We start from the raw sequence: 22,557 nt of genomic DNA, 5'->3' as shown, positions 1-22,557 counted from the left end.
CGGGTGCGCTCCTCCCGACTGCTCAATCTGATGCTGCGCTTGCAGGGTGGCCCCGGCACCACTGCCGCCCGGCTGGCCGAGCAACTCGGCGTCTCGGTGCGGACGGTCTATCGCGACGTCGCGGCGCTACAGGCCGCCGGGGTTCCGGTGTGGACCGAGAGCGGGCCCGGCGGTGGGATCCGTCTGCTCGACGGCTGGCAGTCCAAGCTCAGCGGCATGACGGGCGCGGAGACCTCCGCGCTCATGCTGCTCGGTATCCCGGACGTCGCGCAGGACCTCGGGCTCGCCGACGTCGCGGCCCGCGCGGAGTCGAAACTGCTGGGGGCGCTGCCGCTTCCGCTCCGGGCCGGCGCCCTGCTGTGGCGCGAGCGCCTGCACGTGGACGCGCCGGGCTGGTTCGAGTCGACGCCGTCGGGGGAGCACCTGCCGGCGGTGGCGGCCGCGGTGTTCGAGGGGCGACGGCTCCGCATCCGGTACCGGCGTCGGGGTGGCGAGGCCACCCGCACCCTCGATCCTCTCGGCCTGGTCGCGAAGGCGGGTGTCTGGTACCTCGTGGCGCGGCACCGGGATCGGACGTTGTCGTACCGGGTCTCGCGGATCGACGGCGCGCAGGTGCTGGATGCGCAGGCCGCGCGCCCGGACGACTTCGACCTGGCCGCGTGGTGGGCGGCGTCGATGGCGGAGTTCGACCGGGCGTTGCTGCGGTACCCGTGCCGGCTGCGGCTGTCGCCGTACGCGTGGCGACGGCTGCCGGACGTCGTGGGGGAGGAGGCGGCGCGTGTCGAAGCGTCCGAGGCGGACGAGCAGGGCTGGGTGACGGTCGATCTGATGCTCGAGGCCGAGGAGGTGGCGCTCGATCAGCTCACCGCGCTCGGCGGCGGCGTCGAGGTGCTGGAGCCCGCTTCGTTGCGCGCCGGGTTGCGGGCGGTCGCCGAGGAGGTGGCGCGCCGCAATCGGTGATCCGCGCTGCCGGCCGTCACAGCATGCGGCGCCGCCGGTCCAGCGCGCGGGCTCGGCGCACCGACACCCGAGACCACACGGCCTGCTGGATCGCCAGTGTCGCCCACCCGGCCAGCGCCATCCCGGACAGGTTCAGCAGCAGCTGCTGGGTGCTGCCCCAGACCTCGTGCCAGGCGCCGAAGGCCAGCGCGAGTCCGATGTTGCCGGCCGCGGGAACCGTTGTCACCGAGATGAACACACCGGACAGCCCGCCGAGCTTCGCCGAGGTGATCGACAGCACCCCCGCGGCCGCCGCGATGACGGCAACGATGAACGACCACTTGTCGGGTGAATAGATGAACGCGGTGTCCGGGCGGGGTCCGGTGACGTCGTCGATCGTCATCCAGCCGAGCATCCGTCCGCCCACGGCGGCCAGCGCGGTCACCCCGATCGCGACGGCGAATCCGACCAAAAGGGTACGCACGGCGGTCGCGAGCAGCACGAAGCGGCGCTTGACCAGGGCGACACCGAGCGCGGCGATCGCGCCGAACTCGGGGCCGAGGACCATCGCACCGATGACGAGGATCTGCGAGTCGGTGATGATCGCGATCCCCGCCAGCAGCGTCGCCATCGTCATGAAGCTCAGGTACGTCCAGTTCAGTTCGACGTCCTCGTAGGACCGCTGCGCGACCTCCGCCCACACCACGGCGTCGGCGCTGCTGCCCGGGCTGCTGAGCTCGGCGTCGAGTCCGCTCCGGGACAGCCAGGTCGTCACCGGCTCGATCTCGATGCTGCCGCGGTGGTGCAGGTCGGTGGCGCGGAGCTTCTCGATCACGTCGTTCGCGACCTCGCGGGCGATGTCGGCGTGGACGAGGTCGCCGGTCGGGCGCACCGCCGCGCCACGGAGGACGGCGAGCCCGCTGACGGCCGGTTCGTCCTCCAGGATGCGGACCGCGTCGTCCGTGAGATCGGTGGGCGAGAGGATCCGCAGATGGAGCATGCGCACAGTGTGCCGGGCCGGGCCGGGCGCGGTGACGGTGGGATGCCGCGGCGGCCGGGCGGGCACGAATTCGCTTTCCGCCGGGGCGCGGCGTCGATAGCATTCCCGGCCATGGCTATCCCGCATCCGCACGTGTACTACGGCGACCGACTCGTTCCCGCGTCCGAGGCCACTCTGGGAGTCGCCACGTCCGCCGTCCTGTACGGCCTGAGTGTCTACACCGTCTTCCCGGTGCACGCCGACGGTGGTGTCCGCTCGGCCTTCCGCCTGGCCGACCACTACCGACGTCTCGTCGAGTCCTGCAAGATCATCGGCATCGACCGGTTCGCCGACGAGTGGAGTTTCGACCGTTTCGTCTCGGCCGCAACCGAACTCGTCGACGCCAACGCGCCCGGCTCGGACGTCTTCGTGCGGGCCACCGTGCACGTCGACGAGTCGATTCCCGGCACCCGGGTGCGTGGTTGCCGGACCGTCGTGTCGATGTTCGTTTACGACGCGGTCCCGATCGTCCCGCAGGACGGCATGCGACTGAAGACCAGCACGTGGCGGCGTATCCCCGACTTCGCGATCCCCTCGCGTGCCAAGGTCAACGGCGCGTACGTGAACTCGGTGCTGGCCAAGCAGGACGCGATCGATGCCGGCTACGACGACGCGATCTTCCTCGACGGCGCCGGGCACGTGTGTGAGCTCAGCGCCGCGAACATCTTCCTGGTCCGCGGCGGGACCCTGATCACGCCCGACGTCTCGTGCGACATCCTCGACGGCATCAACCGGCGCACGCTGCTCACACTTGCCGCGGAGGACGGCATCCCAGTCGTGGAGCGCACGGTCGATCTCACCGAGCTGTACATCGCGGACGAGGTCTTCGCCACCGGCACCTCGGCCGGTGTGGCTCCGGTGACCGAGGTGGACGGCCGCATCGTCGGCGATGGCACGACGGGCCCGATCTGCGAGGCGCTGCGGAAGCGGCACACGGCGGCGCTGCGTTCGGACGCCCTGCACGGTTGGGTCACCGTCCTCGCCTGACGGCCGGCGCCGGCGAGATCGGGTAGTGAACTACCTACGTGTCCGCGCGACCGCGTACCTAGCGTTGTTGGCATGACCAGCGCACAGGTGACGAACATGTCGACGAACCGGGAGGCGGACCGCCGACCGGACGTCGACATCGAGCAACTCCGGGGCGAGATCGACCGTCTGGATTCACAGATCCTCGCGGCGATCCAGCGGCGCACCGAGATCTCCCGTCTGATCGGTGAGGTGCGAATGCTCGGCGGCGGTACTCGTTTGGTGCACACCCGAGAAATGAGTGTGCTGTCGCGTTTCGACGACCTGGGGCCGGAGGGGCACACGCTTGCGTTGCTGCTGCTGCGGCTCGGGCGGGGGCGTCTGGGTCATGCCATGTGACCGGCTGACCCCGGTCAGGAACCGACCGGGGTCGGCGCGGTCACGTGCGATGAACTGTGCGGGTCAGGTCCGCCAGAACTGCATCAGGTAGCTGCCGAAGGCGGCGTAGTAGTCGGGGATGCCCGACAGTCCGAACAGCCAGTAGATCGCGTCGAAGAACGCGGAATTGATCTGCGGGACGAACAGCAGCGCGATCAGCAGGAGCAGCCCGTACGGTTTGATCTTGTCGAGCGATTCGCGCGTGCGTGGCCGTAGATGCGGTTCGAGGGCGCCGTATCCGTCGAGCCCCGGCACCGGCAGCAGGTTCAGCACGGTGGCCATCACCTGTAGGAACGCCAGGAAGCTCAGCCCACTCCAGAACATCTGGTTGTGCCCGTCCAGTCCGAACAGCCGGATCACCACCAGCAGCACGACCGCGGCCGCCGCGTTCACCGCGGGCCCGGCCAGGGAGATCCGCGTCTGTACGCGGGGCGGCATCGACCCGGTCCTCAGGTACACCGCGCCGCCGGGCAGTCCGATACCGCCGATCGCAAGGAACAGCACCGGCAGGCCGATCGACAGCAGCGGCTGGGTGTACTTGCGTGGATCGAGGGTGAGGTAGCCGCGCATGACGACGTCGTGGTCGCCGTGTCGCCACGCGACGAACGCATGGGCGAACTCGTGCAGGCACAGCGTGACCACCCAGCCCGCGACGACCAGCAGGAACACGCCGATCCGGCCCGACGTCGCGTAGTCCGTGGACCGCCACGCGAGGACACCACCCAGTACGGCGACCGCCACGATGCCGAGGAACACGGGGCTCGGCCGGACCGTGGAGGAGCGGGTACGCGAGTCGGGATACATGCCTCCCAGTATCCAGGCGAGCGTGGTTCAGGCGCCGTAGACGAGAAGCCAGTCCTCGTGGTGGCGGTAGAAGGTCGAGCGTTTGACCGCCCGCGGGGTGCGGACACCGTCGCGCGTCAGTACCGCCGCCGGCGATCCGAGTTGGACGGCGCGTCCGGTGAGCCAGCGGTGCCCGCCGAACCAGCGTCGCTTGTCGACCGTCGCGCGCACGCCGGGCAGTTCGGGAATCGGAACGATGCGCATTCCGGGGACGGTGCCGGAGAACAGCCGGGTGTCGTCGACGTACGCCTCGCCGATCAACTCGCCCGCATGCTCGGATCCGTAGATGCGGGCCTCACCGACGAGGGCGATGCCGGCGTCGTCGCGGATCAGGGGCAGCGGCCGCGCCACACCGGAGACGGCGATCGAGGCCGCCTTGGATCCGGTCCGCAGTCCGTACGCGTGGGTGGCGTCGGTCCGCTCCTCCGGAACGTAGGCGAGTTCGATGTGCAGGCGCTCGGTGCGCATCAGCCGGGTCAGCGCGGCCGCGAACGCGCCGTCGTCGCCGACGATGACCAGTCGGGGCTTCTCGACCGTCTCGAGCTTGGCGAACGCCTCGTCGAAGTCGTCCTTCTCGGGGCGGGCGGGCGCGTTGAACACGTCGAGCGACCGCAGCGCCAGCGGTAGCGGCCCGTCGCCGCACTTGAGCACTACCGGGGTCATGACACTCCTTGCTTGTCCCCGACGCTGCGGTTCGGATCCGGCGATTCGGAGGATGGGCGTGTGGGTGAGCAGTTCGAACCTGGAGCCACGAACCGCCCGTCTTCTCACGTTCGTCGCCACGCCACGGCAGCGGCGACGGAGCATCCGTCGCGCGCAAAGGCATTTCGATGTCTACCCGAACGCGGGCGGGCGTCGCAAACGGTCGGGCCGCTTCGCTGCCCGTTTTGGGCGGGTTCGGAGGGCTAGTGGGCTGGACGACGGTCGGTCTCGGCTAGACTGTGCGTCCGGCCACTGCCTACACCACGGCAGGACCATGCAGTCGGATACGTCTGCACGTCGACCGTAGGAGACAGGGAAATGCCGGCAATCGTCCTCATCGGTGCCCAGTGGGGCGACGAAGGTAAGGGCAAAGCTACCGATTTACTGGGCGGAAGCCTGCAGTGGGTCGTGCGGTACCAGGGCGGCAACAACGCGGGACACACCGTGGTCCTGCCGAACGGTGACAAGTTCGCACTCCATCTGATCCCGTCGGGCATCCTCACGCCGGGCGTCACGAATGTGATCGGCAACGGCGTGGTGGTGGACCCGGGCGTGCTGCTCGAGGAACTCGCCGGGCTCGAGGAGCGTGGCGTCGACACCAGCGGGCTGCTGATCAGCGCCGATGCGCACCTGATCATGCCGTACCACGTGGCCATCGACAAGGTCACCGAACGCTTCCTGGGCGCCAAGAAGATCGGTACCACGGGTCGCGGGATCGGCCCCTGCTACCAGGACAAGATCGCGCGTGTCGGTGTCCGCGTCGCCGACGTCCTGGACGAGAAGATCCTCACCCAGAAGGTCGAGGCCGCCCTGGAATTCAAGAACCAGGTGCTCGTCAAGATCTACAACCGCAAGGCCCTTGATCCCCATCAGGTGGTCGACGAGGTCCTGACGCAGGCCGCGGGCTTCAAGCACCGCATCGCCGACACGCGTCTGCAGCTCAACCAGGCGCTCGAGCGCGGCGAGACCGTCCTGCTCGAGGGCTCGCAGGGCACGCTGCTCGACGTGGACCACGGCACCTACCCGTACGTGACGTCGTCGAACCCGACGTCCGGCGGTGCCGCGGTCGGTTCCGGCATCGGCCCCACCAAGATCGAGACGGTGCTCGGCATCCTCAAGGCGTACACCACGCGTGTCGGCTCGGGTCCGTTCCCGACCGAGCTGTTCGACGAGTCCGGTGAGTACCTCGCGGTCAAGGGCGGCGAGGTGGGTGTCACCACCGGTCGCGCGCGCCGCACCGGCTGGTTCGACGCCGTGATCGCCCGCTACGCGACCCGCGTCAACGGCATCACCGACTACTTCCTCACCAAGCTCGACGTGCTGTCGAGCCTGGAGACCATCCCGATCTGCGTCGCGTACGACGTGGACGGTGTGCGTGTCGACGAGATGCCGATGACGCAGACCGACATCCACCACGCGAAGCCGATCTACGAGGAGATGCCGGGCTGGTCCGAGGACATCTCCGGCGCCCGCACCTTCGAGGAGCTGCCGGTCGCTGCACAGAACTACGTGCTGCGGCTCGAGGAGCTCTCGGGCGCGTTCATGTCGTGCATCGGCGTGGGCCCGGGCCGCGACGAGACCATCGTCCGCCGCGACATCCTGGCCTGACCCTCCCCGTGTGACCGAATGTCACATGTGTTCAGTTCGACTGAACGCATGTGACATTCGGCGTTTCGGGGGTCTTCTCGGGCTCAGCGCATCTCGCCCGCGCCGGCGTACGGGTGCAGGCTGGCGAGGGGTTTGCCCTCGTCGAAACGGCTGTAGCGGAAGTCGTTCCCGTCGACGGCGGGGTCGCTGCTGATGCCGTCGAGCAGCAGGTCCGCGGCCAGGCGTCCCACGGCCGGGGAGATCTTGAAGCCGTGGCCGCTGAAGCCCACCGCGAGGAACAGGCCCTCGGCGGGGGCGGGGCCGATGATCGGGTTGTAGTCGGGCGTGATGTCGTAGCAACCCGCGTACGACGACGCGAGCCGCGCGTCGGGCATGTGGGGCAGGATCCGGTCGAGTTTGCCGATCGCGGTCTCGACGAACCCGTCGGTGGCGCGGTTGGGGTAGTTGTCCGGATCGGCGAACTCGGGTGCGGAGTGGTCGCTGTTGCCGACCAGCAGGTGCCCGTTCGGCTCGCGTCGAATGTATTGCAGATTGACCAGATCCGAGAACGTCGGGACATCGGGGGTGGGTTCGCCCTGGTCCACCAGGACCAGTTGCTCGCGCTGCGCGCGGATCGGCACATGCACGCCGGCGGTCGCCGCCAGTGCGGGACTCCACACCCCGGTCGCCAGTACGACGGTGTCGCAGAGGATCTCGGAGCCGTCGCCGCACGCGACGCCCACCACGCGCTCGGTCTCGTCCTGGATCAGTCGAACAACGCTGGTGGACTGCCGGATTCGGACGCCCAGTGCGCGGGCGCGGGCGCCGTACGCCATGCCCGTCATGTAGGCGTCGCCGTGCCCGCCGAGCGGTTCGTAGGCGAACCCGGCGAAGTCGTCGAGGTGGAGTCCCGGCCACATCGTGCCGACGGCGTCGGCGTCGATCAGTTCCACCGGGACGCCGAGGCCGCGGTGCATCTCGACGTTGGCGTGCAGTGGCGTCAGGTTGGCCGCGTCGACGCCGACGACGTATCCGGTCTGCCGGAAGCCGATGTCGGTTCCGAAGATGTCCTCGGCGCGGGAGAACACGTCGACGCCGTGCCACGCCATCGCGGCGAGTGACGGAACTCCGTAGTGGCACCGGACGATTCCGCTGGACTTGCCCGTCATGCCCGAGCACAGCGTGTCGCGTTCGAGGACGATGACGTCGGTCTCGCCGCGTTCGGCCAGGGACCACGCGATGGCCAGTCCCTCGAGTCCGCCGCCCACGATCACGATTCGTGCGTGCTCCGTCGTGCTGTCTGTCATCTCGACCTCCGGTCACCGATGTTTCTTGATGATGGACAGTGTTGCATGAAGTGAAACAGACGCAACCCCGGATTTGCTGTGCGAACCCTGTTACGCACTGTTCACCGGAGCTACTCGCAGCCCTTACAGCCGCCGTTCACTCTCGGATGACCTCGATTCCCCGTGTAAAACGGGCCGACACAAGGTGGGCAGATATGGAGCAGGCTCTCGCGGCGGCCGATACCGCATGGTTACTGGCAGCCTTCACTGCTGTTGCGTTGATGATCCCCGGGCTCGCGCTGTTCTACGGCGGCATGGTGAGCATTCGCAACTCGCTCAACATGATGATGATGACGTTCGGCTCGTTCGCCGTCGTCGGTGTGCTGTGGGTGCTCTTCGGCTACTCGGCCGTCCTCGGTAACTCCTTGGGCGGCTTGGGCATTCTCGGCGATCCGCTCGAGTTCGTCGGACTGGGGCAGTTGCTCGAACCGGCCGCGGAGCCCGCTCTGCCGCCGGCCCTGGTGGCGGGATTCCAGATGCTGTTCGCGGCCATCACGGTCGCGTTGATCTCCGGCGCACTCGCCGACCGAATCAAGTTCGGTTCCTGGATGCTGTTCGCCGGATTGTGGGTCAGCCTCGTGTACTTCCCGGTGGCGCACTGGGTGTTCGCGTTCGACTCCGACGACGGCAGCGTCATCGGTGGCTGGATCGCGAACACGCTGGGGGCGATCGACTTCGCGGGCGGCACGGCGGTCCACATCAACGCCGGCATCGCGGCGCTGGCGATGGTGCTGGTGCTGGGCAAGCGGTACGCATTCCCGAACATGCCACGCCCGCACAACCTTCCGCTGACCCTGCTCGGCGCGGGCATCCTGCTGTTCGGTTGGTTCGGCTTCAACGGCGGCTCCGCGCTCGCGGCCGACAATGCGGCGTCCGTCGTCGTCCTCAACACGGTGTCCGCGGCGTGCGCCGGGATCTGTGGCTGGCTGCTCGTCGAGCGTCTGCGTGAGGGCCGGCCGACCTCGCTCGGTGCGGCGTCGGGTCTCATCGCGGCGCTGGTCGCGATCACCCCGGCCTGTGGTGCGGTGTCGCCGATCGGTGCCCTGCTGATCGGTGCGGCCGCCGGCGCGCTGTGCTGCTTCGCGGTGTCGCTGAAGTTCCGCCTGGGCTACGACGACGCCCTCGACGTGGTCGGCATCCACCTCGTCGGCGGCATCCTCGGCACGCTGCTGATCGGTCTGCTCGCCACCGAGGACGCCCCGAACGGCGTCGCCGGACTGTTCTACGGCGGTGGCTTCGCACTGCTGGGCAAGCAGGCGCTGGCAGTGGGTGTGGTGCTGGCCTACTCGTTCGCGGTGACGTGGATCATCGCGAAGGGCATCGACCTCACGCTGGGCCTGCGGGTGCGGCCCGAGGACGAGCACGAGGGCCTCGACGTCACCGAGCACGGCGAGACCGCGTACGTGACCGAGACGGTGTCGGTGACGGTGTCCGGGTCGGGTCCGGTGGATCCGGCGGCCGTCGCGGATGCGGCCGAGGCGCTCGTGACACGCGCTGCGAACACCGAACAGCGCACGTAGCGGCGCATCGCACGATCGGGGCGACCGCTGCCCGTCCTCTCCGAGGCGGGCAGCGGTCGCCCTGCCGTGTCGTGAGTCTCGGCCCGGACGTCGGCATAATGTTCGACGGCAAGGTACTTCGATGAATCGGGATTTCGAGGCGGCATGAGCGAGGGCAGGAACACCGGACGCGGAGGTCCCGCGGAGGGAGAGGACTTCTCGCACTGGTTCGTCGAGAGTTTCGCCGACTACCGGCAGTCGGCCGGAGCGTCACGGATCGAGGGCCGCATCGCCGGGTACCTGCTCATCGACGAGTCGCCCGGGGTGACCGCCGAGGAGCTGGCCACCGAACTCGGTGCCAGTCGCGGTTCGGTCTCGACGTACGTCCGGCGGTTGATCGATCGCGGGTTCGTCAAAGTGATCCGCAAGCCGCGAGACCGAACTCATTACTACGCAATGGATTCGGACGTGTGGGGCGGATTCCTCGAGAACGAGCACGCGTACCTGGAGAACCAGCGCCGCCTCGCGACCGAGGCGCTTGCGCACACCGACCCGAAGGGGCCGGCGCACATCCGGGTGCTGAACATGCGGGACTACATGGGGTGGATCATCGACAACCGGATGCTCCGCAGCGAGTGGAACCGCTTCAAGGCCGAACGCGATGGGGGAGAACGCGACGGCGGAGCATCCGGTGGCGAGAATGCCGGAACGGCCTGACTAGTTGGCCTGGGCGGCGGGCTGGTCGAGCTTGGCGACCGCCTCGTCGATCATCGGCACGTAGCGTTCGAGCGACCACGGCACAGTCAGCGGATTGATCATCGACGAGCCGGTGACGAACGGTTGGTTCGTCGGGGCCACGACGGACCCGCGCGCGACGGCCGGAATCTGGGCGTACACCGGCTGTGCCTCGGTCTCGGCGCGGTTCGCCGGGTCCGAGTAGAACGTGAACAGCAGGTCCGAGTCCTTCAGCAGGTGCGCGTGCTCGAGCCCGATCACCGACGAGTCGGTGCCGTCGGTCTCCGGCAGGGTGTTCACGATCGGATCGACCTGCAGGCCGAGGCCGCGCACCATCGCGACCCGCTGCTCGTTCGGGAAGAACACGCCCAGCGTGCCGGGGCCGGTGTTGTAGATGAACGAGAACGAGACGTCGGCGTACTCGGGGTGCGCGGCAATGCTGTCGGCGAACTGGGACTTGATCTTCGCGATCTCCTGTTCGGCCTCGGCGGACTTGCCCATGGCCTTGCCGATCATCTTCATCTGGTCCTCCCACGTGATCGTCCACGCCTTCTCGGCGTAGGCGACGGTGGGGGCGAGGGTGCTGAGTGCGTCGTACTGCTGCTGCGTGATGCCCGACCACGGCGCGAGGATGAGGTCCGGATCGAGCGTGGCGACCGCCTCGATGTCGATCTCGCTGCCGCCGGTCAGCTGCACGGGAAGCTCCGCGCCACGCTCGGTGACCGCCTCGCGGATCCACGGCAGGTAGCCGGTCTCGTCGCTGCCCCACTTGTATTCCTCGACGCCGACCGGCACGGTGCCGAGCGCGATGGTGGTCTCGGCCGAGCCCATGCCGAGGGCGACGATGCGCTCGGGCTGCTCGGTGATGACCGCCTTGCCGAGGGCGTGTTCGATCGTGACGGTCTCGAAGTCGGTGCTGCCGGACTCGGCCGGCGACTCGCTCGAACTGCAGCCCGCCAGGACGAGGGCCGCGGCCACCAGGCCGGACAACAGTCCGGACCGGCGTGCGGTCCCGGATCGAGCGAATCTCATGGAGGAGCCTTCCGACGCGTCGACGATGCGTCGGTGAGCATAGGCTTACCTTCATTGAAATTTCAACTCAATTGAAAGTTTGTGCTGTGATCACTCGCTCAACGGGCCCACGGGCAGACAGACGCAGAACGGATGTCCGGCCGGGTCGATCAGGACGCGGCTCACCGCGGGTGCGTACTGCTCGGGCGCGAGCCGTGCGCCGAGTTTCACGGACTCGACTACTGCGGCATCCAGATCGTCGACGACCACGTCGAGGTGAATCTGCTTGGGAAGTTCGCCGCCCGGCCAGGTGGGCGGCCGGTAACCCGGCACGCGCATGGCGGTGAGCAGGCCGCCTGCGAACCGGACGCTGACGTATCTCTCGCCCGAGCGGGAGATCTCTCCGCCGAGTAGGTCTCGCCAGAAGGCAGCCAGAGTCGGAGGGTCGGAACAGTCCAGAGTGATCGAACCCATTCGCGCTATCGCCATGGGGCGACGCTACCCGTCACTCCTGGTGATTGTCCGGGTACGCGGTGACGGCCAGGAAGCGGATCGGCAACTGCGCCAGTTCGTTCGGGCCGTGCAGGCCCTCGCCGTCGAGCAGCAGCGAGTCACCCGGACGCAGTCGGTACTCGCTCTCGCCGTGCCCGTAGACCATCTCGCCCTCGAGCATGTAGATCAGTTCGGTGCCGGGGTGCTGGAAGAGCGGGAACACCTCGCTGGCGTTGGTGAGGGTGACGAGCACCGGTTCGAGGCGCTTGTGCTGCCCGCGCAGGGCGCCGAGCAGTTCGTAGTGATGCCCGACCCGCGTGCCGCGGCCGACGATCACCGCGCCGTTGCCGGACTCGACGAACACCGCGTCCCGCGTGGTGTCGGCGCCGCGGAACAAGGACGTCACCGGTACGTCCAGTCCCGCGGCCAGACGTGCGAGGGTCGAGAGACTGCAGGAGGTCTGCGCGTTCTCGATCTTCGACAGCATCGCCTTCGAGATGCCGACCCGCGCGGCCATGTCGCCCACCGACAGCCCGCTCGCCAGGCGCAGCTTGCGGACCTGCGCCGCGATGACGCGTTCGAGGTCGACGCCGGTGGGGGTGTCGGCCGGCACCTCGCGCTCGGTGGTGTCGCGGTGCACGGGGCGCTGGGACGGGCTCATTGCCTCACAGTAGCGCCCCGTCCACTGTCGGTGGACGGGGCGCGGTGGTCGGGCGGTGAGCGTTGTGGAGGGTGCCGGCACCGCAAAGGTTCTGTCGGCATCGCACACCTTTTCAGTACTGAATACATATGCGACGCCGGCAAAAGGTGTGCGACGTCAGAGCTGACCGGGAATCCAGCTCGTCCCGGCCAGCGGCACCCGGGCCATCGCCGACGCCTCGATGGTGAGTGCGACGAGGTCCTGCGGTTCGAGGTTGCGCAGGTGCGACTTCCCGCACGCGCGGGCGAGGGTCTGCGCCTCCATCGTGAGCACTCGCAGGTAGTTCGCGAGCCGGCGTCCGCCCTCGACGGGGTCGAAGTTCTGCTGTAGCTCGGGATCCTGCGTGGTGATCCCGGCGGGGTCGCGGCCGGCCTGGAAGTCGTCGTAGAAGCCCGCCGACGACCCGATCGCCTCGTACTGCTTCTGGAAGCGGGGATGGTTGTCGCCCAGCGCGATCAGCGCGGCGGTGCCGATCGCGACGGCGTCCGCGCCGAGGGCCATCGCCTTCGCGACGTCGGCGCCCGAGCGGATGCCGCCCGACACGATCAACTGCACCCCGCCGGATCCCCCCGTCGCTCCGCTCGCCCCGCGCCGATGGACGTCCATCTCCTGCAGCGCCTGCACGGCCTGCGGGATCGCGGCGAGCGTCGGGATGCCGACGTGCTCGATGAACACGTCCTGCGTCGCGGCGGTGCCGCCCTGCATGCCGTCGACGACGATGACGTCGGCTCCGGCCTTCACCGCGAGCTTGACGTCGTAGTACGTGCGGGTGGCGCCGACCTTGACGTAGATCGGCTTCTCCCAGCCGGTGATCTCGCGGAGTTCGATGATCTTGATGGCGAGGTCGTCCGGCCCGGTCCAGTCCGGGTGCCGGCACGCGCTGCGCTGGTCGACGCCGACGGGCAGCGTCCGCATCCCCGCGACGCGGTCGGTGATCTTCTGCCCCAGCAGCATTCCGCCACCGCCCGGCTTGGCGCCCTGCCCGAGGACGACTTCGATCGCGTCGGCCTTGCGCAGGTCGTCGGGATTCATGCCGTACCGCGACGGCAGGTACTGGTACACAAGGTTCTTGGACTGGCCGCGTTCCTCGGGCGTCATGCCGCCGTCGCCGGTGGTGGTGGAGGTGCCGACCTCGCTGGCCCCACGGCCCAGGGCCTCCTTCGCCCGCCCGGACAGCGCGCCGAAGCTCATGCCCGCGATGGTGATCGGGATATCCAGGTGCAGAGGGAACTTCGCGTGCCGATCGCCGAGCACCACGTCGGTGTCGCAGCGTTCGCGGTAGCCCTCGAGCGGATAGCGCGACATCGAGGCGCCGAGGAACAGCAGGTCGTCGAAGTGGGGGAGCTTGCGCTTGGCACCCCAACCGCGGATGTCGTAGATGCCGGTGTCGGCGGCGCGCTGGATCTCGTGGATGACGTCGCGGTCGAACGTCGCGGATTCGCGCAGGCCGGGGGTGTGCGTGGTCATTCGGGCCTCCTGGGGGTGGCGCGCGTCAGTAGGACGAGGCGTTGTCGACGTGGAAGTTGTAGAGCCGGCGGGCCGAGCCGTACCGGCTGAATTCGGTGGGGTCGGCGTCGAATCCGGCCGCGCCCAGTAGTTCTCGCAGTTCGGTCAGGTGCTCGTCGCGCATTTCCTTCTTGATGCAATCGGCGCCGAGCGAGGCGACGGTGCCGCGCACGTAGATGCGGGCCTCGTACAGCGAATCGCCCAGGGCCTCACCGGCGTCGCCGAGGACGACGAGGCGTCCGGCCTGTCCCATGAACGCGCTCATGTGGCCGATGCTGCCGCCGACGACGATGTCGACGCCCTTCATCGAGATGCCGCACCGGGCGGCGGCGTTGCCCTCGATCACCAGCAGCCCGCCGTGCGCGGTGGCACCCGCGGACTGGGACGCGTCGCCGGTGACGCGGACGGTGCCGGACATCATGTTCTCGGCGACACCGACGCCCGCGTTGCCGTCGACGACGACGTTCGCCTGCTGGTTCATCCCGGCCGCGTAGTAGCCGACGTGGCCCTCGATGCGGACGTCGATCGGAGCGTCCAGACCGCATGCCAGGGCATGTGCGCCTGCGGGTTCGACGACGGCGACGGCCGCGGGGGCTGCGGTCGACTGCAGCGCGGCGTTGAGTTCGCGGGTGCCGATCTCCGACACGTCGTACGTGGTCGGGGTGGCGGTCAGCGGTGCCATACGTAAACCTCTTCCGGCTCGGGTTCGAAGACGCGGGCGTCGGCGATGCCGGGCAGGCCGGCCAGGGCGCGGTACTCGGACGCCATCGCGACGTACCGGTCGTGCTCGGCGATGATCGCGGGCTTGCATGCGATGGGATCGCGCACGACGGCGAAGGAGTCCTCGGTGGACACCAGTAGGGTGTAGAAGCCGTCGAAGCGCTCGCCGAGCAGGCGCAGTGCCTTCTCGAGGTCGACGCCCTCGGCGAGTTGCTTCGCGACGAAGCGGGCACCGACCTCGGTGTCGTTCTCGCTGTCGAACGCGACGCCCTCGGCCTCGAGCTCGCGCTTGACGCTCAGGTGATTGGAGAACGAGCCGTTGTGGACCAGGCACTGGTCGGGGCCGACGGCGAACGGGTGCGAACCCGCTGCGGTGACAGCGGATTCGGTGGCCATCCGGGTGTGCGCGACGCCCTGCCAGCCGGATGTCTGCGGCAGTCCGAACCGGTGCGCGAGATCGACGGGGTCGCCCATGCCCTTGAGCACCGCGACGTCGTCGCCGAACCCGATGAGGATGGCGCCGGGGGCCTCACCCAGTGCCGCGTCGGCCAGTGCCGAGGCCGGAACCGGCGCGTGCAGCACCGCGTTCGGTCCGGCGCCGATGCCGACGACCGTGGTGCCGAGCGCGCTCCCGACCGCGGCGGCCAACGCCTCCGCACTGACGCCGGCGTCGAGCAGGGTCACGGTCGCGTGCCCGGGCGGCGACCACGTGGGGTCACCGTAGATGGCCATCCCGGCCGAGTCCGGCCCGCGGTCCACCATCTGGCCCAGCATCCCCGTGAGTAGCTCACCGAGTTTCGGGTACAGCGAGGACTCCCGCAGATGGAGCCCGACGATTCCGCACATATGTTGTCTCCCTTGGATGTCAGATGCTGGCGGTGGTCAGAACGCGGTCAGGTAGCTGTCCACTTCCCACGGCGTCACCGTGTTGTGCCAGTCGAAGAACTCGTCACGCTTGAGGGCAGTGAAGTAGTCGGCGACACCCGCCCCGGCCGCGTCCAGCGCGCCGGTCACGACGATGTCCGCGGCGAGGGCGTCCATCGCGTGCAGCAGCGTCATCGGCAGGACGTCGGCGCCGGAGCCGCTCCCCGCCGTGCCGGGGTCGATGCCGCTCCCCGCCGTGCCGGGGTCGATGCCACTGCCCGGCTCGCCGGGGTCGATGCCGCGGCGGATCCCGTCGAGCCCGGCCGCGACGGTCGCGGCGGACGCGAGGTACGGGTTGGCGGAGCCGTCGCCGCCGCGCAGCTCCACCCGGTTGCCGTCGGGCACGCGCAGGTAGTGGGTGCGGTCGTTGCCGCCGTACGTGGGCCGCCGTGGCGACCACGTCGCGCCGCTGCTGGTGGACAGCGCACCGGTCCGCTTGTAGGAGTTCACCGTCGGCGCCAGCACGCCCTGCAGCGCGCAGGCGTGGTCGAGGAGACCGCCGATGAACGAGTACGCGGTGCTCGACAGGCCCAGGCCGCGGGGGTCGGCGGCGTCCGGGAACACCGGGGAGCCGTCGCGCCACAGCGACAGGTGCATGTGCATGCCGCTGCCGGTGCGGTCGGCGAACGGTTTGGGCATGAACGTCGCCGTCATGCCGCGCTGTTCGGCAAGCACCGAGATGAGGTAGCGCAGGGTCATGACGCGGTCGGCGGTGGTGAGGGCGTCGGCGTACTGGAAGTTCTGTTCGAACTGGCCGTTGCCGTCCTCGTGGTCGTTGGCGTAGTTGCCCCAGCCCAGCTGGTTCATCGCGGCCGAGATCGCGGTGAGGTGTTCGTACATGCGGGTGACGTCGCGGGCGTCGTAGCAGGGTCGGCGGGAGGTGTCGAGGGCGTCGGCGGTGCGCAGCACCCCGTGCTCGTCGCGGTCGACGAGGAAGTATTCGATCTCGGTGCCGATCTTGACGTCCAGGCCCAGTTCGGCGGCCTGCGCGAGCACCTTTCGCAGAATCACCCGCGGCGCGAACGGCCAGGGGGTGCCCTCGACGTGCGGGTCGCAGTGCACCAGCGCGAGACCGGGCCGGACGAACGGGATCGGGGTGAAGGACGTGAGGTCGGGGATCGCGACCAGATCGGGGTCTCGTGGCTGCTGGCCCATCGCCGCGGCGGCGTAGCCGGCGAATCCGACGCCGTCGTGCTGGAGTTCTTCGGCCGCTTCGACCGGGACGAGCTTGGCGCACGGCTTGCCGGTGAGGTTGGTGAACACCGCGAGGATGAAGCGGGTGTCGGTGGCCCGGGCCAGCGCGGCGAGGTCGGAGTGCGCGGGGGCGTCCGGTGTCGCGGTGGCCGGCAGGCGCATCACGGTCAGATCGGCGGGGTCGAGCGCCATGTGGACTCCTCGGGATTCGACGACGAGTGTTTCATTAGGTGAATCGGTGTCGCATGTCAGGAAACACGCCGTCGATGACGGCCACGTTACGGGTGAGTGAGGTTGTCGTGACGGCCGGGCCGGGCGGCGCGTACGGGGATGGTGGGCTGGGAACTGTTGTGACGAAGGAGGATTCGGTTACAAGGATTAACCGGCACGTAATCGCTTCCGGGTTTCATCTCATTACTGTGCGTTTCACGCCAGCGATCGGCGCCCCTACTGTCGCCGCACCACGAGGAGCAGACATGTCCGACACCGCCACCACGCCCGCGTTCCGGGTCACCCCGGACTTCTGGAAGTCGCTGCCGCAGATGCCCCGGACGGAGTTCCCCGGCACCGAGGGCTACATCGCCGACGTCTACCCCAACCCCGGCGGGTCGGCGATGGCCGCCGGCTACTTCGAGCTGGTCCACACCGACGCGCCGCTCGACTACGTCTACGAGTACGACGAGATGAAGGTGGTGCTCGACGGCCGGTTCCGGCTCGAGAACCTCGACACCGGCCAGGTGGAGGAGGCGGGGCCACGCGATGCGATCTTCTTCCCGGCGGGCTCCCGGATCCGGTTCACCACCCCCGACCGCGCACTGGCGTTCTACGTCGGCCTGCGCTCGTTCGCACCCTAGGCGCGACATGAGTGTCTGCATGGAAACCACCAGCGTGCCGCGGTGGGGCATCGAGGCGCGGGCCCTCACCGACGCCGGGCGCACCGTCACGGTCCTGTCGTTCGGCGGGGCCGCCGAGGCGCGGGCGCGGGTGCTCGTCGCGGGCTTCGCCGGACGGCGCGTCAGCTGGCTGCGAATGCCGCCCGGGTGGACGGCGGGCGCCGAGGCCGTCCTGGGTCGCGAGTTGGCGGCGGCCCGCGTCGGATGGCGCCTGGTCCTGGTCGGCGACGAGGTGACGGTGCTGCAGGCGCGGGCGCTGGCCACCGCCGCCGGCGCGCTGGACCAGGAGATCCTCTCCGACGTGGTCGGAACCGACCTGCGGCGCGTGTACTGCGCGCACTGCCATCAGGTGCACGCCACGGACTCGGCGCCGGGCGAGCGCTGCACGTGCCTCACCTGCGGCGCCACGCTCGTCGTCTACCACCACGTCTCGCGCCGTCACGGCGCCTATCTCGGATACATGTGCGATGCGGAGGAACGCCCTTGACGATGCTCGTAGTCGGCTCGCTCGCCGACCTCACCGACGACGTCCGGCACCTGCGTCTCGTCGACCCCGCCGGCGCGGCGCTGCCGTCGTACGCTCCCGGCAGTCACGTCGTCCTCGCGTGCGGCTTCGGGGCGGACGGACGTCCGCGGCGGAACTCGTACTCGCTCACCGGGTCCGGGGTGGAGCCCGGCGCCTACTCGATCTCGGTTCGCCGTGACGACGCCGGCCGCGGCGGGTCGCTGTATATCCACGCCCTGAGTCTCGGCGAGAGCGTCGAGGTGAGTCGTCCGCGCAGCGCGTTCGCGCCGGTGTCGACCGCCCGGCATCACGTGCTGGTCGCGGGCGGGATCGGGGTCACGCCGATCCTCTCGCACGCCCGGGCGGCCGCGCGGTGGGGACGCTCGTTCGAGGTGCACTACGTGTTCCGGGACGGCGACGGTCCACACCTCGACGATCTCGGCAGGCTGTGCGGCAACCGTTTACGGGCCTATCGGGGCGCGGACGAGCTGTGGTCGGCGCTGGGGCCCGCCCTGCTCGACCGCCCGCTCGGCACCCACCTCTACACGTGCGGTCCCGCGCCGCTGATCGACGAGGTGAGCCGTCGAGCGCGCGCCGCGGGCTGGCCGCCGCAACGAATCCATCACGAACACTTCGGGATCGTCGACCTGGATCCGGGAACGGCCTTCACCGTCCGGTTGCGGCGCACCGGCGTCGACGTCGACGTGCCGTCCGGGACGAGCATGCTCGACGCGCTGGAACGGCGCGGGGTGGCGGTGCCGAGCCTGTGCCGTCAGGGTGTGTGCGGCGAATGCCGTGTCCCGGTTGCCGCGGGTGCCGTCGCACACCGCGATCTCTATCTGACCGACGACGAGAAGGCTGCGGGTGACTGTGTGATGCCGTGTGTGTCCCGTGCCGGAGGACCCCGATTGGAGCTGGAACTGTGAGTACCGCAATGGATTCCCGAGTGCCGCCGCGGGTGGCCGCCTTCCCGTTCCCGTTCCCCCGCGACACCTACCGCTACAGCACCAACGTCGAGCCCGCCGGCGGCCGCGCGGTGACCGCCGCGGGTGGCTGGGGCGAGCACGTCGTCGACGTCGACGAGCGCTATCTGACCGAACTCGCCGAACGCGACCGCATCCTGGCGGCGGATCCCACCCGGTTCCAGGCGTTGCCGCACATGGAGATCGCGCAGTGGGACGCGATGCTCACGATCATGCGGTCGCTGGCGGCGTCGTATCCGAGGGTGATGTCGCTCGAGCGTGACGGCGGGATCTGGCGGTGGACCAACCACGCCCTCGACCTCGAGCAGGCGTTCGTGCACGGGGAACGGGCGACGCTGCCGGAGCCGCCGCTGCGGTTCATCGGCCGGCAGATCCAGGAGGACGTCGTGCTGCTCGACCAGCGCGAGGGGCAGCTGTGGGGCGACGCGGGCCTGGTGACGTTCGCGGCCGACTGGTCGCTACGGTTCGACGTCGGCATGAGCTTCCTGCAGATCCACGGCCCCGTCCCACGGATCCACGCCGAGGGCGTGGTCACGCGAGCGCAGAGCTTCCTGATGCGGCTCGAGACGGGACAGCAGTTCCGGCGGACCAACTGGACGCTCACGGTCGACGGCCGGCTCGACACCTCCACCGAGACGTACCCGGAGTGGGGGCGGGACCGGCGGACGCTCGCGGACGGTCCGCTCGCAGAGGTGGGGGAGCGGCTGCACCTGCGGGTGGAGGTGCAGCACCTGATCCGCCTCGGCGCCTCGGGCGCGATCATGTTCCTGGTCCGCACCCACATGCTGCCGTTCACCGACATCGTGCTGGTCCCCGAGTGGGCGCAGCGGGTGCACGCCGTCCTGTCCGAGCTGCCCGACGACATGGCCGAGTACAAGGGCATCACCCGGATCCGGCAGCCCGGCATCGACTGGCTGGCCCGCTACGGCGTCCGATTCGGGAGCTGAAGGGACCGTTCGTACGCTGCGCGCGCACGAACGGACCCTTCAGCCAGGGGCGGCGGTTACGATCGGCCACATGGCCATCCTGCATGCCGCACAGCTGTCGCCCTCCAAGCCCGAACTGATCGCAGCCTGGATGCCGGCGGCGCCCTACTACTCGGGCGGGACGCCCACGCTCACGCCGGTCGGTGCGTACCGCTTCGACGATCCCGCCGGCGAGGTCGGCATCGAGACGCACCTGGTGCGCGACGCCGACGGCACGATCTACCAGGTGCCCCTGACCTACCGCTCGGCGCCGCTCGCGGGGGCACGGTTGGCGGGCGAGATGGAGCACTCGGTGCTCGGGCACCGCTACGTGTACGACGCCACCACCGACCCCGTCTACGTGCAGCAGTTACTCGCGACGATCTACGGCGGTGGCCGTGAGGTGGAACAGTACGTCGAGGTCGAGGGCTCCGAGCCGAGGCTGATCGACAACACCGCCTACGCGTCGGGCAGCGGTGTGACCGGCGCCCCGACGCCCACCGTCACCGGTGTCGGCGTCGCCGCGGACGGCCCGGACACCGTGATCAGTGCGGGTGGGACCACCGTCGTGGTGCACCACCGCCCGCTCGATGTCGAGCCGGGCGGGCCGGTCCTGCAGGGCGAATGGGACGGCGGCCGAGGAGTTTTCGCGTCGGTGCGCTGACACCGGCTCCCCCCCCCGGATAGCAGAATGTCACATACGTTCAGTTGGACTGAACGTATGTGACATTCGGTCACGCGAGGGGCGGTCAGTTGCCCCGCGCGATCCACTCCTCGAGGTGCGGCGACTCGGTGCCGAGGGTGGTGCCGTCGCCGTGCCCGGTGTGCACGCGGGTCTCGGCGGGCAGCGCGAACAGCTTGTCGCGGATCGACCCGATGATCGTCGGGAAGTCCGAGAACGAGCGGCCGGTGGCGCCCGGACCCCCGGAGAACAGGGTGTCGCCGGAGAACAGCTCGCCGGCCTCGGGCAGGTACAGGCACGTCGAGCCGGGAGAGTGGCCCGGGGTGTGGATGGCCTGGATTTCGGTGCCCGCCACGGCGATCCGCTGACCGTCCTCGAGCGCCTGGTGTCGGACACCCGGGTGGGTCATCTGCCACAGGACGTCGTCGGCCGGGTTCAGCAGGATCGGCGCGTCCAGCTTCTCGGCCAGCTCCGGTGCGACGGTGACGTGGTCGTTGTGACCGTGCGTGCACACGATCCCGACCACCTTGCGGCCGCCGACGGCGTCGATGATCGGCTGCGCGGTGTGCGCGGCGTCGATCACCACCACCTCGTCGTCGTCACCGACGAGCCAGATGTTGTTGTCGACATCCCAGGTGCCGCCGTCGAGTTCGAACGTTCCCGACGTGACGACGCGGTCGACGCGCAACGCGCCGCTCACAGGACCACCACCGAGCGCAGCACCTCGCCGCGGTGCATCGTCTCGAACGCCTGCTCGACGTCCTCGAGCTTGATCCGCTCGGTCACGAACTTCTCGAGCGGCAGGCGACCCTGCTGGTACAGGTCGACGAGCATCGGGAAGTCGCGCTCGGGCAGGCAGTCGCCGTACCACGACGACTTGAGCGAGCCGCCGCGCGAGAAGAAGTCGACCAGCGGCATCTCGAGCGTCATGTCCGGGGTGGGCACGCCGACGAGGACGACGGTGCCGGCGAGATCGCGCGCGTAGAACGCCTGCTTCCAGGTCTCGGGGCGGCCGACGGCGTCGACCACGACGTCGGTGCCGAAGCCGTCGGTGAGTTCCTGGATCGCCTCGACGACGTCGTCGACCTTCGACACGTCGACGGTGTGGGTGGCGCCGAGTTCGACGGCCCACTCGAGCTTCTTGGCATCACGGTCGATCGCGATGATCTTGTTCGCGCCGGCCAGACGCGACCCCATGATCGCGGCGTCGCCGACGCCGCCGCAGCCGATCACGGCCACCGAGTCGCCGCGGGTGACGTTGCCGGTGTTCATGGCGGCACCCATGCCGGCCATGACGCCGCAGCCGAGCAGGCCGACGACGGCCGGATCGGCGGTGGGATCGACCTTGGTGCACTGCCCGGCATGGACGAGGGTCTTGTCGGCGAACGCACCGATGCCCAGGGCCGGCGTCAGTTCGGTGCCGTCCTCGAGGGTCATCTTCTGCTTGGCGTTGTGCGTGTCGAAACAGTACTGCGGGCGACCGCGCTTGCAGGCACGGCACTTTCCGCACACCGCACGCCAGTTGAGTACGACGAAGTCGCCGACCTCGACGGTGTCGACACCCTCGCCGACGGCCTCGACGATGCCCGCCGCCTCGTGTCCGAGGAGGAACGGGAACTCGTCGTTGATGCCGCCGTCACGGTAGGTGAGGTCGGTGTGGCACACGCCGCACGCCGCGATCGCGACGACGGCCTCGCCCGGTCCGGGATCCGGAATCGTGATGTTCACGAGTTCGACGGGCGCATCCTTCGAGCGGGCGATGACGCCCCGTACCTGCTGCGGCATGGTTTCTCCACTCCATTCGGTCGACGTGAACACGGGCGCACACATGGTGGGGTGCGCATCCCACTACGAGGCTAGTCATGAGCGGGCGGCCCCGGGACTGGTC

24 protein-coding genes are annotated in these 22,557 nt (G+C 69.3%); 11 read left to right on the top strand and 13 right to left on the bottom strand.

What is annotated here, in order from left to right; translation table 11 throughout:
• The first annotated feature begins 3 nt into the window (after positions 1-3).
• Positions 4-960, top strand: coding sequence for a helix-turn-helix transcriptional regulator (locus J2X34_RS02460; RefSeq protein WP_429516038.1), 957 nt, complete (start codon positions 4-6; stop codon positions 958-960).
• Positions 961-976: 16 nt separating this feature from the next.
• Here J2X34_RS02460 and J2X34_RS02455 read toward each other — a convergent pair whose 3' ends face one another.
• A complete protein-coding gene (locus tag J2X34_RS02455) occupies positions 977-1,939 on the bottom strand; it encodes a DUF389 domain-containing protein (RefSeq protein WP_114721822.1) in 963 nt (320 codons plus the stop codon).
• A 111-nt stretch (positions 1,940-2,050) separates the two neighbouring features.
• Here J2X34_RS02455 and J2X34_RS02450 point away from each other — a divergent pair, with 111 nt between their 5' ends.
• Together J2X34_RS02450 and J2X34_RS02445 are read left to right on the top strand one after the other, a co-directional pair.
• Positions 2,051-2,965 (top strand): aminotransferase class IV, encoded by a 915-nt coding sequence (locus J2X34_RS02450; RefSeq protein WP_429516037.1) that lies wholly within the window; start codon positions 2,051-2,053, stop codon positions 2,963-2,965.
• A 72-nt stretch (positions 2,966-3,037) separates the two neighbouring features.
• Positions 3,038-3,343 carry a chorismate mutase gene (locus J2X34_RS02445; RefSeq protein WP_114721628.1) on the top strand — a complete coding sequence of 102 codons (306 nt, stop codon included), beginning with the start codon at positions 3,038-3,040 and terminating at the stop codon, positions 3,341-3,343.
• 63 nt (positions 3,344-3,406) lie between these two features.
• Here J2X34_RS02445 and J2X34_RS02440 read toward each other — a convergent pair whose 3' ends face one another.
• Together J2X34_RS02440 and J2X34_RS02435 are read right to left on the bottom strand one after the other, a co-directional pair.
• The gene (locus J2X34_RS02440) at positions 3,407-4,186 is read right to left on the bottom strand and encodes a site-2 protease family protein (protein WP_114721630.1); all 780 of its coding nucleotides are present in this window, start codon (positions 4,184-4,186) and stop codon (positions 3,407-3,409) included.
• A gap of 27 nt (positions 4,187-4,213) precedes the next feature.
• A complete protein-coding gene (locus J2X34_RS02435; protein WP_429516036.1) occupies positions 4,214-4,888 on the bottom strand; it encodes a hypothetical protein in 675 nt (224 codons plus the stop codon).
• A gap of 357 nt (positions 4,889-5,245) precedes the next feature.
• Here J2X34_RS02435 and J2X34_RS02430 point away from each other — a divergent pair, with 357 nt between their 5' ends.
• A complete protein-coding gene (locus tag J2X34_RS02430; protein WP_429516035.1) occupies positions 5,246-6,535 on the top strand; it encodes an adenylosuccinate synthase in 1,290 nt (429 codons plus the stop codon).
• An 83-nt stretch (positions 6,536-6,618) separates the two neighbouring features.
• Here J2X34_RS02430 and J2X34_RS02425 read toward each other — a convergent pair whose 3' ends face one another.
• On the bottom strand, positions 6,619-7,821 hold the full coding sequence (locus tag J2X34_RS02425) for an NAD(P)/FAD-dependent oxidoreductase (RefSeq protein WP_114721636.1): 1,203 nt from the start codon (positions 7,819-7,821) through the stop codon (positions 6,619-6,621).
• 194 nt (positions 7,822-8,015) lie between these two features.
• Between J2X34_RS02425 and J2X34_RS02420 the strand changes: the two genes are divergently transcribed.
• Both J2X34_RS02420 and J2X34_RS02415 read left to right on the top strand, forming a co-directional pair.
• Positions 8,016-9,380, top strand: coding sequence for an ammonium transporter (locus J2X34_RS02420; RefSeq protein ID WP_429516034.1), 1,365 nt, complete (start codon positions 8,016-8,018; stop codon positions 9,378-9,380).
• Between the two features lie 144 nt (positions 9,381-9,524).
• Positions 9,525-10,076, top strand: a complete 552-nt coding sequence (locus tag J2X34_RS02415) for a GbsR/MarR family transcriptional regulator (RefSeq protein ID WP_429516033.1) — start codon at positions 9,525-9,527, stop codon at positions 10,074-10,076.
• On the opposite strand, the gene J2X34_RS02410 is transcribed toward J2X34_RS02415, so the two are convergent.
• The 7 genes from J2X34_RS02410 to glnT form a co-directional block, all read right to left on the bottom strand.
• Positions 10,077-11,126, bottom strand: coding sequence for an ABC transporter substrate-binding protein (locus J2X34_RS02410; RefSeq protein WP_429516032.1), 1,050 nt, complete (start codon positions 11,124-11,126; stop codon positions 10,077-10,079).
• A gap of 90 nt (positions 11,127-11,216) precedes the next feature.
• Positions 11,217-11,594, bottom strand: a complete 378-nt coding sequence (locus tag J2X34_RS02405; protein WP_114721644.1) for a VOC family protein — start codon at positions 11,592-11,594, stop codon at positions 11,217-11,219.
• Positions 11,595-11,610: 16 nt separating this feature from the next.
• The gene (locus J2X34_RS02400; RefSeq protein ID WP_114721646.1) at positions 11,611-12,258 is read right to left on the bottom strand and encodes a helix-turn-helix domain-containing protein; all 648 of its coding nucleotides are present in this window, start codon (positions 12,256-12,258) and stop codon (positions 11,611-11,613) included.
• Positions 12,259-12,414: 156 nt separating this feature from the next.
• Entirely contained in the window at positions 12,415-13,764 is a 1,350-nt protein-coding gene (locus J2X34_RS02395; protein WP_429516031.1) for an FMN-binding glutamate synthase family protein, read from the bottom strand.
• A gap of 25 nt (positions 13,765-13,789) precedes the next feature.
• Complete coding sequence (locus J2X34_RS02390; RefSeq protein WP_429516030.1) at positions 13,790-14,485, bottom strand: protein glxC; 696 nt, start codon at positions 14,483-14,485, stop codon at positions 13,790-13,792.
• On the bottom strand, positions 14,473-15,369 hold the full coding sequence (locus J2X34_RS02385) for a class II glutamine amidotransferase (RefSeq protein WP_429516029.1): 897 nt from the start codon (positions 15,367-15,369) through the stop codon (positions 14,473-14,475). Before J2X34_RS02385 ends, J2X34_RS02390 begins: the two co-directional genes overlap by 13 nt.
• A 36-nt stretch (positions 15,370-15,405) precedes the next feature.
• Entirely contained in the window at positions 15,406-16,833 is a 1,428-nt protein-coding gene (gene glnT, locus J2X34_RS02380) for a type III glutamate--ammonia ligase (protein ID WP_429516028.1), read from the bottom strand.
• 284 nt (positions 16,834-17,117) lie between these two features.
• On the opposite strand from glnT, the gene J2X34_RS02375 reads away from it, so the two are divergent.
• The 5 genes from J2X34_RS02375 to J2X34_RS02355 all read left to right on the top strand — a co-directional run bounded on the left by J2X34_RS02375 (position 17,118) and on the right by J2X34_RS02355 (position 20,651).
• Positions 17,118-17,495, top strand: coding sequence for an ethanolamine utilization protein (locus J2X34_RS02375; RefSeq protein WP_429516027.1), 378 nt, complete (start codon positions 17,118-17,120; stop codon positions 17,493-17,495).
• A 19-nt stretch (positions 17,496-17,514) separates the two neighbouring features.
• Positions 17,515-18,021 carry a dimethylamine monooxygenase subunit DmmA family protein gene (locus J2X34_RS02370; RefSeq protein WP_114721658.1) on the top strand — a complete coding sequence of 169 codons (507 nt, stop codon included), beginning with the start codon at positions 17,515-17,517 and terminating at the stop codon, positions 18,019-18,021.
• A 2-nt stretch (positions 18,022-18,023) separates the two neighbouring features.
• Complete coding sequence (locus J2X34_RS02365) at positions 18,024-18,965, top strand: PDR/VanB family oxidoreductase (RefSeq protein ID WP_429516177.1); 942 nt, start codon at positions 18,024-18,026, stop codon at positions 18,963-18,965.
• Between the two features lie 8 nt (positions 18,966-18,973).
• The gene (locus J2X34_RS02360; protein ID WP_429516176.1) at positions 18,974-19,969 is read left to right on the top strand and encodes a heme-dependent oxidative N-demethylase family protein; all 996 of its coding nucleotides are present in this window, start codon (positions 18,974-18,976) and stop codon (positions 19,967-19,969) included.
• Positions 19,970-20,039: 70 nt separating this feature from the next.
• On the top strand, positions 20,040-20,651 hold the full coding sequence (locus J2X34_RS02355) for a CG0192-related protein (RefSeq protein WP_114721662.1): 612 nt from the start codon (positions 20,040-20,042) through the stop codon (positions 20,649-20,651).
• A gap of 85 nt (positions 20,652-20,736) precedes the next feature.
• Here the strand turns inward: J2X34_RS02355 and J2X34_RS02350 are convergent, their stop codons facing one another.
• Both J2X34_RS02350 and J2X34_RS02345 read right to left on the bottom strand, forming a co-directional pair.
• Positions 20,737-21,369 (bottom strand): MBL fold metallo-hydrolase, encoded by a 633-nt coding sequence (locus tag J2X34_RS02350; protein ID WP_114721664.1) that lies wholly within the window; start codon positions 21,367-21,369, stop codon positions 20,737-20,739.
• Positions 21,366-22,454, bottom strand: a complete 1,089-nt coding sequence (locus J2X34_RS02345) for an S-(hydroxymethyl)mycothiol dehydrogenase (protein ID WP_114721666.1) — start codon at positions 22,452-22,454, stop codon at positions 21,366-21,368. Before J2X34_RS02345 ends, J2X34_RS02350 begins: the two co-directional genes overlap by 4 nt.
• Between the last annotated feature and the right edge of the window lie 103 nt (positions 22,455-22,557).

The sequence above is a fragment of the Rhodococcus sp. BE178 genome, from assembly GCF_050433545.1.
GTDB lineage: Bacteria > Actinomycetota > Actinomycetes > Mycobacteriales > Mycobacteriaceae > Prescottella.
The sequence above is the reverse complement of the archived record's forward strand: the minus strand, read 5'-3'. Positions and strand labels throughout refer to the sequence as shown.

Bases quoted from the DNA above. Each gene is read 5' to 3' on its own strand.
- J2X34_RS02455 (WP_114721822.1), bottom strand. From the start codon at position 1,939: ATGCTCCATCTGCGGATCCTCTCGCCCACCGATCTCACGGACGACGCG.
- J2X34_RS02450 (WP_429516037.1), top strand. From the start codon at position 2,051: ATGGCTATCCCGCATCCGCACGTGTACTACGGCGACCGACTCGTTCCC.
- J2X34_RS02445 (WP_114721628.1), top strand. From the start codon at position 3,038: ATGACCAGCGCACAGGTGACGAACATGTCGACGAACCGGGAGGCGGAC.
- J2X34_RS02440 (WP_114721630.1), bottom strand. From the start codon at position 4,186: ATGTATCCCGACTCGCGTACCCGCTCCTCCACGGTCCGGCCGAGCCCC.
- J2X34_RS02435 (WP_429516036.1), bottom strand. From the start codon at position 4,888: ATGACCCCGGTAGTGCTCAAGTGCGGCGACGGGCCGCTACCGCTGGCG.
- J2X34_RS02430 (WP_429516035.1), top strand. From the start codon at position 5,246: ATGCCGGCAATCGTCCTCATCGGTGCCCAGTGGGGCGACGAAGGTAAG.
- J2X34_RS02425 (WP_114721636.1), bottom strand. From the start codon at position 7,821: ATGACAGACAGCACGACGGAGCACGCACGAATCGTGATCGTGGGCGGC.
- J2X34_RS02420 (WP_429516034.1), top strand. From the start codon at position 8,016: ATGGAGCAGGCTCTCGCGGCGGCCGATACCGCATGGTTACTGGCAGCC.
- J2X34_RS02415 (WP_429516033.1), top strand. From the start codon at position 9,525: ATGAGCGAGGGCAGGAACACCGGACGCGGAGGTCCCGCGGAGGGAGAG.
- J2X34_RS02410 (WP_429516032.1), bottom strand. From the start codon at position 11,126: ATGAGATTCGCTCGATCCGGGACCGCACGCCGGTCCGGACTGTTGTCC.
- J2X34_RS02405 (WP_114721644.1), bottom strand. From the start codon at position 11,594: ATGGCGATAGCGCGAATGGGTTCGATCACTCTGGACTGTTCCGACCCT.
- J2X34_RS02400 (WP_114721646.1), bottom strand. From the start codon at position 12,258: ATGAGCCCGTCCCAGCGCCCCGTGCACCGCGACACCACCGAGCGCGAG.
- J2X34_RS02395 (WP_429516031.1), bottom strand. From the start codon at position 13,764: ATGACCACGCACACCCCCGGCCTGCGCGAATCCGCGACGTTCGACCGC.
- J2X34_RS02390 (WP_429516030.1), bottom strand. From the start codon at position 14,485: ATGGCACCGCTGACCGCCACCCCGACCACGTACGACGTGTCGGAGATC.
- J2X34_RS02385 (WP_429516029.1), bottom strand. From the start codon at position 15,369: ATGTGCGGAATCGTCGGGCTCCATCTGCGGGAGTCCTCGCTGTACCCG.
- glnT (WP_429516028.1), bottom strand. From the start codon at position 16,833: ATGGCGCTCGACCCCGCCGATCTGACCGTGATGCGCCTGCCGGCCACC.
- J2X34_RS02375 (WP_429516027.1), top strand. From the start codon at position 17,118: ATGTCCGACACCGCCACCACGCCCGCGTTCCGGGTCACCCCGGACTTC.
- J2X34_RS02370 (WP_114721658.1), top strand. From the start codon at position 17,515: ATGGAAACCACCAGCGTGCCGCGGTGGGGCATCGAGGCGCGGGCCCTC.
- J2X34_RS02365 (WP_429516177.1), top strand. From the start codon at position 18,024: ATGCTCGTAGTCGGCTCGCTCGCCGACCTCACCGACGACGTCCGGCAC.
- J2X34_RS02360 (WP_429516176.1), top strand. From the start codon at position 18,974: ATGGATTCCCGAGTGCCGCCGCGGGTGGCCGCCTTCCCGTTCCCGTTC.
- J2X34_RS02355 (WP_114721662.1), top strand. From the start codon at position 20,040: ATGGCCATCCTGCATGCCGCACAGCTGTCGCCCTCCAAGCCCGAACTG.
- J2X34_RS02345 (WP_114721666.1), bottom strand. From the start codon at position 22,454: ATGCCGCAGCAGGTACGGGGCGTCATCGCCCGCTCGAAGGATGCGCCC.